Source organism: Borrelia coriaceae (genome assembly GCF_023035295.1).
Lineage (GTDB): Bacteria > Spirochaetota > Spirochaetia > Borreliales > Borreliaceae > Borrelia > Borrelia coriaceae.
This window is the reverse complement of record NZ_CP075091.1, coordinates 17,846-28,495: the sequence shown is the minus strand read 5'-3', so window position 1 is coordinate 28,495 and position 10,650 is coordinate 17,846. Positions and strand designations below refer to the sequence as shown.

General features: G+C 29.6%; 9 protein-coding genes. 5 read left to right on the top strand and 4 right to left on the bottom strand.

The window, feature by feature from the left end:
- Positions 1–390: 390 nt before the first annotated feature.
- Positions 391–969: a Bdr family repetitive protein gene (gene bdr / locus bcCo53_RS07375; protein WP_025408726.1), complete on the top strand. Its 579-nt coding sequence runs from the start codon at positions 391–393 to the stop codon at positions 967–969.
- A 1,419-nt stretch (positions 970–2,388) separates the two neighbouring features.
- Here the strand turns inward: bdr and bcCo53_RS07370 are convergent.
- From bcCo53_RS07370 to bcCo53_RS07355, 4 genes are read right to left on the bottom strand one after another with little or no spacing between them, the layout of a single operon-like run.
- Positions 2,389–2,943 carry a chromosome replication/partitioning protein gene (locus tag bcCo53_RS07370; protein ID WP_025408725.1) on the bottom strand — a complete coding sequence of 185 codons (555 nt, stop codon included), beginning with the start codon at positions 2,941–2,943 and terminating at the stop codon, positions 2,389–2,391.
- Entirely contained in the window at positions 2,933–3,703 is a 771-nt protein-coding gene (locus tag bcCo53_RS07365; RefSeq protein WP_025408724.1) for a ParA family protein, read from the bottom strand. Before bcCo53_RS07365 ends, bcCo53_RS07370 begins: the two co-directional genes overlap by 11 nt.
- Positions 3,679–4,239 (bottom strand): DUF226 domain-containing protein, encoded by a 561-nt coding sequence (locus bcCo53_RS07360; RefSeq protein ID WP_025408723.1) that lies wholly within the window; start codon positions 4,237–4,239, stop codon positions 3,679–3,681. Before bcCo53_RS07360 ends, bcCo53_RS07365 begins: the two co-directional genes overlap by 25 nt.
- 9 nt (positions 4,240–4,248) lie before the next feature.
- Complete coding sequence (locus bcCo53_RS07355) at positions 4,249–5,331, bottom strand: plasmid maintenance protein (protein WP_025408722.1); 1,083 nt, start codon at positions 5,329–5,331, stop codon at positions 4,249–4,251.
- A 581-nt stretch (positions 5,332–5,912) separates the two neighbouring features.
- Here bcCo53_RS07355 and bcCo53_RS07350 point away from each other — a divergent pair.
- The 4 genes from bcCo53_RS07350 to bcCo53_RS07335 all read left to right on the top strand — a co-directional run bounded on the left by bcCo53_RS07350 (position 5,913) and on the right by bcCo53_RS07335 (position 10,550).
- Positions 5,913–7,001 carry a variable large family protein gene (locus tag bcCo53_RS07350; RefSeq protein WP_025408721.1) on the top strand — a complete coding sequence of 363 codons (1,089 nt, stop codon included), beginning with the start codon at positions 5,913–5,915 and terminating at the stop codon, positions 6,999–7,001.
- A gap of 129 nt (positions 7,002–7,130) precedes the next feature.
- On the top strand, positions 7,131–8,183 hold the full coding sequence (locus bcCo53_RS07345) for a variable large family protein (protein ID WP_025408720.1): 1,053 nt from the start codon (positions 7,131–7,133) through the stop codon (positions 8,181–8,183).
- A 147-nt stretch (positions 8,184–8,330) separates the two neighbouring features.
- Positions 8,331–9,380, top strand: a complete 1,050-nt coding sequence (locus bcCo53_RS07340) for a variable large family protein (RefSeq protein WP_025408719.1) — start codon at positions 8,331–8,333, stop codon at positions 9,378–9,380.
- 135 nt (positions 9,381–9,515) lie between these two features.
- Complete coding sequence (locus bcCo53_RS07335; RefSeq protein ID WP_025408718.1) at positions 9,516–10,550, top strand: variable large family protein; 1,035 nt, start codon at positions 9,516–9,518, stop codon at positions 10,548–10,550.
- The last annotated feature ends 100 nt before the right edge of the window (positions 10,551–10,650 follow it).

Genomic DNA, 10,650 nt, shown 5'->3' with positions numbered 1-10,650 from the left:
TATATAATTTGTTATTAGTACATAAGTGTTTGGCTAATAATATTGAACAAAGTTTCCTCAAATAAATACATAGTTACCTCAATTCTATACATAGTTGACATGAAAATGAACAAAGTTGTCTCTTAACATTTTTTATTTTTACGAGTTGTACCTAAAATGAACATAGTTGCCTCAAAAATATACAATAGTTGCACTTAAAATATACCAAAGTTGATATTTTTTCTATAAATAGATCTGCCACTGACTAATTCAAAATAAATCCTAACAAAATTACTTCTTAATATCAAATAGTACAAAACTAAAATAAATACTTTTTATCCTCTAATCTATTACACCATCATCTATCAATCCCTATCAAAATACTGTATAATATATTATAAGGAGATTATTATGGGAATTCCCCAACCAGTCATTACTCAACAAATGGTCTTAAATGAACTTATGAAAGCTGGCATTAATAGAGATATTGCTGACGATTTAGCTTACAGATATTACCGAAATGAACTCACTTTTAAAGATATTGAATTTTTAAAAGAAAACTTTGATATAAAACTTGAAAAGGTTGAAGCAAGTCTACAATCCGAAATTAAAGCAATCAAAACTGATCTTGATAATAAAATTGATAACAAATTTAATGAGCTTGATAAAAAAATTGACACTATTGAAAACAATCTTAATGTAAAGATTGACACTAAATTTAACGAACTTGATAAAAAAATAGATATTGTCGAAAATAATCTTAACGTAAAGATTGATAACATTAAAAATGACTTAAAATCTGATATTACATTTGTTATCAATGAGGTTTCTCTTATTAGAAAAGACATTGAAATTAACAAAATAGAAATTGATAACAACCTTAATAAAGCCTTATCTGAATTTAAAAGCACATCAAAAATACATCATTGGATGTTCGGAACTATTATTACTATCTTTATAGGAATTTTATTAACACTTATATTCAAATAAGTAAAATTGACCTAAAAAACTTTTTATCTATTCAGTATATTTATATATCTTTTGTGTTATTTGAAATAAAACTCCTAAGACAACTCAAAGCAATATAAACAAATATTTTTTAATGCATCAAACCTTACTCTTAACCCAGTTACTAACTGGTATACTTCGATCTTACCATCACAATATTTACTTATTTATTAATATCTACAGCTTCTTTTATTGTTATAATCCCAACTTCAATTTCAACTTCACCAAATTTAGCAATAAGTTAAAGAATACCAACGCAATTTATGACCTTAATTGACATACTTTAGGCCACAACTTGTACTTCTATTCCATCATTCGACTCTCAACTCAAAAACTTACCAATTGATTCTTGTTCAGTTTCTCTAATCTTGATAGCAGCTGCTTTATCCTCTTGCCACACAACGATAAATAATAATTTTAATACCTTTAACAAGCAAATTAAAACTTGAAATATCTGTTATCATAGAATCATCTACCCTTTTATATTCCCAATAAAATATCTACCCGTACCACCTCCAAATACTCTTTTAACATATCATGCAATATTCTCTAATATCTCATCGATAAATTTATTAAATACCATTTTAACTATGGCGTAATTACCACCATTAGCAACTTATATATTTAATTGATGTATAACAGATGTTATAGTATCAGCAATGTTAATGAAATACTCTCCAAAAAGATGGATATACTTGACATTAAGACGGATGTTAAGTATATCCATATATCGCTCAAAAAAGGAAAAATATCTAAGAGACCTTTTCATAAATTAATAATAAAGGTAAAAAAATCGTAAGCATATCAATATCCTGACTGCCAAACCTGCACCTAAAAAGTAAAAATAAAGTCATTAATAATATATTTAAAATATTCTTCTTTATTATAAACCTATATATTTTCAAATCTTAATCTAAGATACAACTTATATTTTTCATTTTATCTTTTGTTATATTTGTATTTCTATATACTGATCTATAAAAATCAATATATAGAAATACAAAATTTTAGAGCTTAATCAAACATTCTTCTTAGAATGCTTAATCAAGCTCTAAAAGCTCTATAATGTCATTCACAAATTAGGTAGTCCTAAAATGAATAGCACTACTAACGGTCATTATCTTACAATAAATCCAAAACAAAATCAACTATCCTTAGTTTCCTAATAATATTGAATGATCACTTTATACTTAGTTAAATAAATTTTCCTCTAAATTGGACATGTCCTCTTATAAAATATTTTTACATCAATAATTTTATCTTTCCTATTATAAAGCTTTACTTATGAAGTAAAATAAAATCTACCATTGTTTCAATAAACATCTTGTTTAACAACTAAATCACTAAACTTTCTGTCTTATATATTCTATATGCTAAATTATTTACAAATCCTTTTTACACTTAGACTTTAAAAGTTTTAAATTTTTTCATAAATTCTCCAAGCAAATCTTTTTTATTTCTAAATAATTCATCCATTAAGAAACTTGCAAAGTTTAAATCTTGCCTATAAAAATCATAACTTTCTTGACTTTTAAGTTGCAATTTTAATGGTTTTATTAAAGCTTGTCTTGATTGTCTAATATTTATTCCTTCTTTATTCCTCAAAGAGAGGATAATATCATGGATACCATTTTCAATAATATCTTGTTCCTCGATCAAACCTGCTTCCATAGCGTTTGCTATTTTTAAATATTCATAAGCCTGTGTTTTAGCAATTCTATAATTTTTAGTAAATTCTTCAAAACTTTTATATCCATCCAACTTATAATACTCATTATCTTTTATCTCTTTTAAAATCTTCATACTCTCTATTTTATTAAGTATTTCTTTTTGAAAATTGAATACTAATCTCTCTTTCAGAGAAAGATAATATTTTGCTATTTTGTTTTTATCCTCTAAATTAATTAAATCTTGATGTTTATTTTCAATAACACGTTTGGTTATTTTAATATTCACAATTAATCTCCTTTATTTTTTCCGTACTACGGAAAAACTCGTAAATAGCCTTCTGATATTCTTTTATATAATCTTTGTTCAAATCAAAAGCATCATTTTGTGCAATTCTCTTATTTAAATCTTCCCTTTCAGATACAATTCCCAAAAAATCAACTTTTTCTTTTATCATGACCAATAAATTCTTACGAGTATTATTCTTTTTAAACCGGGTTACCAAAACAAAAACGGGTATATTAAACTTTAATTTTCTTAAAAAGAATTCTAATATCTCTAAGCTTTCAAACGACCATCGCTCAGCTGTCATTGGGACTATTATATAATGACTACAAACTAAGGCATTGGTTAAAATAATATCCAAACTAGGACTTGTATCAATTATTATATAATCATACACACGATGTAACAACTTTAAACTTTGTTTGAATCTCAACTCTTTAAAAGCAATATTGTCATTGTGAAAAAAATGTAAGTTTAAATAACTTGGCAATAAACTTAAATTATCACTTATTTTAATAATTGGCGCATTTATATTGATTTTATCAATTAATACTTCATAAATATTGCGTTCTGTAAGGTCCAAATTTTGGGCTTCTAATTGATCATAAAAATAACTAGTAACTGAAGCCTGAGTATCCATGTCGATTAGAAGAACTTTATATTCTTTTGCCAAAAGAGTTGCAAATATAAGAGCACTTGTACTTTTTCCAACACCGCCTTTAATTGATGCAATAGTTATTATTTTTGGTTTTTTCGTATCCATTTATTTATAAGACCTCCATCTGGTAACTTTTTATTGTAAAAATCGTATACTTGTTCCTCCAGTCTCAAAAATGTTTCAACTAAAGAGTTGTAGTACTTTTTATTAGCTTTTTCTTTTCTAAGCAAATAAGCAATTCCTATAAGATAACAAAACACGCTACCTTTTTTAAATCTAAATTCTATGTAATAGATTTTAGAAAACTTGGATGCCTTCATGATACCATTTTCTTCGTATTTTCTAATCACGTTTTTTATTGGTTTTCTATATCCATAAAAAATTCCTAAAAATCTATCATTGTCTCTTAGAGAAAACAAATGAAATTCATTTATTTTTTCTCTATCAAATAATCCTCTAAAGGCGATGAAAAATTTATGCTGTTGGTTTTTATTGATGGCAAATGTGTAAAAATCTGTCATAACCTTTGTATGATATAATGTTCTGCTGTTATTATTCTCTATATGTAAAAAAATGGATTTGTTCCTTTTTTCCTTAATCTCTAGTTTCTTTTTTTTGAGACGTTCCAATACATTTTCCATTACTGATCCTTAACTGGTAACTTTATCAGATTTTACTGATCGTAAATAATCTTTATTATTACTTATTGTCCTCAATAACTCGTAATAGTAATGCTTATTAATTACTTTGCAATATTCTAATCTGTTTTGTTCATTTAAATAATTTTTTAATATTGGTATTAAAATACTAATATCCACTTTGTGTTTTAATTGTTCAAGAAGTATGCTAAATACATTGTCTCTAATATTCTTTTTATCTTCTTTTTTATTCTTTTTGGTATATTCAACTATTTTCCTAAGATTTTCTATTTCCTTTGCTAGATCATTGTATTTGTCATTTTCTATGATAAAGTGTGGTTTGTGCTTATATTTTTCATATATTTTTTGTATTTGTACTGTTAACTGTTTGCTTTCATACCCTTCATTTTTTAGATTAGTCTTTGTTTTATCCAATATTTTATTTAATTGTTTCTGTTTAAATTTTAGTTTACTTATTGTTCTAGTATTGTCAGTCTTTCTGTGTATGTTGTTTTCGGCTACTTTAATCGCCTTTAACGCTTCTATTTTAAAAAATTTTCCTACTTCTAGGTTTAAAATAGATAAGAAAGCATTTGATCTAAAATGACATTTCTTGGCGTATTTTTCTATTTGTAGTTCTTCTATATATTTTGCGTTTTTTTGTCTTTCTTCTATTTTATTATTAATATTATTATAACACTCCCATTTCTCTACACTACTATTTTTATTGTAATTCTTTTTGAAATATGAATTGACACGATTTTTGTGTCTCTCCTCTTTTTTTTCTTTGAAATATTTGTTTATTATACGGTAGCATTTTTTTTTATTGTATTTAAGTTTGTAATGAATTTCGGTTCCCATGTTCACACCCAAATGTCTGTGATAATTGATTGTCACTCCCAATATCTTGCTTAATTTATAAAGATAGCTTTGTAGTGTTTTAAGTTTAACTTCTTTTTGATCATTTTTTTTCATATTGTTGTTAAAGTAATAAAGTATGTTGCTTTGAGTGTATTGTTTGGATTTTGAATTTATGTAACTTAGTGTAGATATTAAAACGATTAATTTGTGTTGGTATTCTTTTGTACTCTTCATATTTAATCTCCTAATTTGTGAATTTGCTACTAACTATTATGATAATGCAATCTTCGTTAAAAAGTAAACCCATTTATAATAAAAATATCCTTGGTAAACACATTATAGTAGTATCAAATCAATAAAAATAAACAAAAATAAGTACTAGGAAAATAGCGGTTGAAATGCAATATCTTTATCGAATACTTGATAAGATAGTACAAAGTGCTAAGACTGTTAGTGGGGCCTATTAGTATTTATAATCATCCTTGGTAATGTTACTATAGATATTGCTGTTGATAATCTAATATAGGGCATTAAAGATATAGTGTTACAGGCAAAGACAACCAGTGATGTTTTTGTCGATCAAGATGTTCACTCAACAACAAGTGCAGTGACTAAGGTATTAGTACTACTAGGCTAAGTAATTAGGCAAACAGTAGGTAGCACTCTAGAGAGATTAATAAAAGCTGTTGAAATGATATAATATTCAGATACTAGTAGTGAAGCACATTAAGGTAAGAACTAATTAAAATTTAATAAGGTTTACGTTAACTAAATAGACTTGTTTGAAGGATAGAGTAAAAGGGTGCACGTAATATATGAAAATAAATATTAAAAATATTAAAGTAAGAAATATTTGTGCAACATTATTTATCTCTTTATTCCTTTCTTGTAATAATGGAATGGAAGACCTTGAGAAGAAAAATCAATTCTTATCCTCACTTGCTAATTTAGGTAATGACTTCTTATCTATCTTCACTTCTTTTGGGGATTCACTTGGTGGTGTTTTAGCTTTTGATAAGACTACTACAAAGTGTAAGGTTGGAGATTATTTTAAAAAAGTAAAAGAAACTGTAGAAGGAATTAAAGGTAAGCTTAATACAATTGTTGAGAACATGAAAAAAGAAGGTAATCCTAATCTTTCTGGAACAGAGACTGCTGTAAATAACTTAGTGACTAATACACTTGATAAGATAATTAAAGGAGCTGAGACTGTTAGTGAGGCTTTAAAAGGTGTTGATGCTAGTGAACTAATTGGTAATGTTGCTCCTGGTGGTGCAAGTGGAAATGCTAAAGGTGCTGCTGGAGATGGGGTTAATAGCCTGGTAAATGGAATTAAGTCAATTGTAGGTGTAGTACTTAAAGATAGAGGTGATCCTATTGCTGGGGATAACAAAAAGGCTGAAACTCTTGAAGCAAGAAATGGTACTGATGGTGAAGCAGGTAAATTATTTTCTACTGACAATGCTGGTGCTGCTGCTGACAATGCAAAGAAGGCCGCAGCCGATGCAGCAACAAAAGCTGTTGGAGCAGTAACAGGTGCTGACATATTACAAGCTATGATTAAAGATAATGGTGATGCTGCTGCGTTAGCTAAGAGTAAGTCCAATAATGCTCAGATTAATAATGGGTTGGATAATAAAAATGATGCGATTATAGCAGGAGCCATTGTATTAAGAGCAATGGCTAAGGGTGGTAAATTTGCTAATACTAGTCATTCTGCTACACTTGAGGCTGTTGATGTAGTTAAGGGAGCAGCAGTAAGTGCAGTAACTAAGGTATTAGATACTTTGACTATGGCAATAAGGAAAACAATTGATAAGGGGCTTAAGACAGTTAAAGAAGCAATGAACATTAGTTCTGAGGCTGCTCCTATAATTAGTGAAGCTGTTACTGTTGTTAAATAAATCATAAAAGATAAGTAAATTAAATAATAAAGTCATTTGAGGGGGACATTGCTCTATGTGCGAGTTGTTTCCCTTTTTTTGTATTTAGTCTCTTTATTTAAAGGATAGGGAAAAGGAGGCACGTAATATATGAAAATAAATATTAAAAATATTAGATTAAAAAATATTTGTGCAATATTATTTATCTCTCTATTCCTTTCTTGTAATAATGGAATAGAAGAACTTGGGGAAAGAAATAACTTCTTGTCCTCACTTGCTAGTTTAGGTAATGACTTCTTATCTGTCTTCACTTCTTTTGGGGATTCACTTGGTGGTGTTTTAGCTTTTAAGCCTGATACTGCTAAAAAGTCTGATGTTGCAGATTACTTTAAGAATATTCATAATGCCGTAAAAGACACTAAGGATAAGCTTAATACAATTGTTGATAATATGAAAGCCAAAGATAATCCTAATGCAGAGGCTGTTAAAACAAAAGTAGACGAACTAATTAAGGCTAAACTTGATAGGATCATTGAGGGTGCAAATGAGGCTTTGAAGGGTACTGGTGGTAGTGAATTTATTGGTAATGTTGCTATTCAGGAGAAAGGTGGTGCTGCTGGAGATATTGTTAGTTTGGTAAATGGCATTAAGAGTATAGTAGATATAGTGCTTAAAAATAATGAAGGAAAACATAATGCTGGGGACGGTAAAAAAGCTAGTGGTAATGTTGAAGAGAGAGTTGGCAAGAGTGCTAATGATGAAGCAGGAAAGTTATTTGATGATTCTGGTACTAATTCTGGAATTGGCTCTACTACTCATGATGCAAAAAAGGTAGCAGCAGATGCAGCTAAGGCAGTAGGAGCAGTAACAGGTGCTGACATACTGAAAGCTATGGTTGAGAAAAATGGTGATGTGACTGGAGCTGGGGCTAAAGATGCAACTATTGCAGGTGCTATAGCATTAAGAGCTATGATTAGAGATGGAAAATTCCCTGGTGTTGCTTCTAGGGCTTCTAGTGATAATACTGATTATACAGCTATAATGAAAGGTGTAGCAGTGAGTGCGGTGAATAAGGCGCTAAATACATTGACTATAGCAATAAGAAAAACAATAGATGAAGGACTTAAGACAGTTAAATATGCTATGAACATAAATGCTAATGTTACTCCTGTAACTACAGAATCTGCTGTTACTGCTAAATAACTATTTATAATTTAATTAATAAAAATAAGTAAACTCAATAATAAAGTTATTTGAGGGAAGCACTTCTTGTTAGGAGCTGTTTTCCTTTTTTTTTATTGTATTGAGCCTCTTTAGTTGAAGGAAAGGGAAAAAGGAGGCACGTAATATATGAAAATAAATATTAAAAATATTAAGAATATTAAGATAAAAAGTATTTGTGCAACATTATTTATCTCTCTTTTCCTTTCTTGTAGTAATGGGATAGAAGAACTTGAAAAGAGAAATATTTTCTTATCCTCACTTGCTAATTTAGGTAATGGTTTCTTATCTGTCTTCACTTCTTTTGGCGATATGTTTACTGATACTTTAAGTATTAGAGCTAATACTAAGAAAAGTGATATAAACAGATATTTCAATGATATTGAAAAAACTATGATATCAATTAAAGAGAAGTTGAAAGCAGAAGTTGCTAAGAATGGTAATTATGAAAAAATTAAAACAATTGTTGATAAATTTATTACTGACACATTAGACAAGATTGCAGCAGGGGCGAAGGAAGCAGCAAAAGGGGCTGAGGGTGAGGTTGTTCTTGGTGGAGCTACTGCAGGTGGTGATGCTGCACCAGCAGATATTACAAGTGTAAGTTCACTTATTGAAGGAATTAAAACAATAGTTGAAGTGGTCTTAAAAGATAAGGGAAATGCAGAGGCAAATGGTACTGAAGATAATGACAAAAAGGATATAGGTAAGTTGTTCAGTAAAGCATCTGATAATGGGTCAGAAGTAGAAGCAGCTAAGGCAAGTGCATCAATTGGTGCTGTAAGTGGCGCTGATATATTGAAAGCTATTGTTAGTTCTGATAAGGCTACGGAAAATAAAGATATTGATCAAGCAGGTAATTCAGCAGAGATTGCTACTGCTAAAAATAGTGGTAGTACTAAAGAGACGAAAAAAAAAGATGCAGTTATTGCGGGAGGTATAGCACTAAGAGCGATGGCTAAAGGTGGTAAATTTGCTACTAAAAGTTCTGAGACTAAATCTGCTCATGCAATAAATGGTGTAGCAGCAAGTGCTGTGACTAAAGTGTTGAATACTCTAATAATTGCAATAAGGAGTACTGTTGATATCGGCTTAAAAAAGATAAATGATGTATTGGCTACAGTTACTCATGAGGATAAATCTGCAGATGTTACTACACCTGCAGAACGCAACAGTTAGTACAAAGCGATAAATAAATCGTTAAACTAAATAAAGTGATTTTAAGGAAAGCTATTTTCTATATGAGAGTAGTTTTCCTTTTATTATATCTATCCTCTTTATTTAAAGGAAAGGTAAAGAGGAGGCACGTAATATATGAAAATAAATATTAAAAATATTAAAGTAAAAAGTATTTGTGCAACACTATTTATTTCTCTATTCCTTTCTTGTAATAGTGGAGTAATAGAAGACCTTGAGAAGAGAAATCATTTCTTATCCTCATTAGCTAATTTAGGTAATGATTTCTTATCTGTCTTCACTTCTTTTGGCGATATAATTGGTAGTCCATTAGGTTTTAGTACTTCTACTAAGAAGTCTGCGATTGCAGATTATTTTAAAAAAGTAAAAGAGACTGTAGAAGGCGTTAAGGGGAAACTTAATACAATTGTTGAGAACATGAAGAGAGAAGGAAATCCTAATGCTTCTAGCACATCAGATGCTGTAGCAACTTTAAGTGCAAAACTTGATAGTATAATTAAAGGCTCTAATACTGCTAGTGAGGCTATTGGCAATGATACTGGTCTTATTGCTGATTTTGGTAAGTCTGGGGTTGGTGCGGCTGCTACTGAAGTTGATAAATTAATAGAAGGGATTAAAGGTATAGTAGAAGTTGTGCTTAACGGTGTAGGAAATGCTGAGGCTGGAGATGATAACAAGGCGACAGATCTTACTGCAAGAAGTAATACTGCTGGTGATGGTGAAGCGGGGAAACTATTTGCTACTAAGGCTATAAGTAGTAATGAAAAAAAATCAGCAACTGATTTTGTTAAGGCAGTTGGGGCAGTAACTGGTGCTGACATATTACAAGCTATGATTAAAGAAGGTGGTGATGCTGCAAAGTTGGCTAAAAGTAGTGATGGTAATGCTACTGAAAAGCCTAAAGATGCAACTATAGCAGGTGCTGTAGCACTGAGAGCAATGGCTAAGAATGGTAAATTTGCTAATAAGAGTACTGATGATGATATTGTAAAGAAAACAGTAGGGAATGCAACTATAAGTGCAGTAACTAAAGCATTAGGTACTCTGACTATAGCAATAAGGAAAACAATTGATGCAGGACTTAAGGCTGTTAAAGAAGCAATGAAAATTAATCCTGATGATGCTCCTGTAATTACTGAAGCTAAGAATTAGTTAAAATTTAATAAGAAATATATAACTAAATAATAAAATTATTTAAGGGAAATAGTTCTCTATATGAGGGTTGTTTCTCTTTTGTTGTATCTATCCTCTT

What these genes read in the sequence shown, in the direction of transcription:
- bdr (WP_025408726.1), top strand. Translation starts at nt 391, where the DNA reads ATGGGAATTCCCCAACCAGTCATTACTCAACAAATGGTCTTAAATGAA.
- bcCo53_RS07365 (WP_025408724.1), bottom strand. Translation starts at nt 3,703, where the DNA reads ATGGATACGAAAAAACCAAAAATAATAACTATTGCATCAATTAAAGGC.
- bcCo53_RS07360 (WP_025408723.1), bottom strand. Translation starts at nt 4,239, where the DNA reads ATGGAAAATGTATTGGAACGTCTCAAAAAAAAGAAACTAGAGATTAAG.
- bcCo53_RS07355 (WP_025408722.1), bottom strand. Translation starts at nt 5,331, where the DNA reads ATGAAGAGTACAAAAGAATACCAACACAAATTAATCGTTTTAATATCT.
- bcCo53_RS07350 (WP_025408721.1), top strand. Translation starts at nt 5,913, where the DNA reads ATGAAAATAAATATTAAAAATATTAAAGTAAGAAATATTTGTGCAACA.
- bcCo53_RS07345 (WP_025408720.1), top strand. Translation starts at nt 7,131, where the DNA reads ATGAAAATAAATATTAAAAATATTAGATTAAAAAATATTTGTGCAATA.
- bcCo53_RS07340 (WP_025408719.1), top strand. Translation starts at nt 8,331, where the DNA reads ATGAAAATAAATATTAAAAATATTAAGAATATTAAGATAAAAAGTATT.
- bcCo53_RS07335 (WP_025408718.1), top strand. Translation starts at nt 9,516, where the DNA reads ATGAAAATAAATATTAAAAATATTAAAGTAAAAAGTATTTGTGCAACA.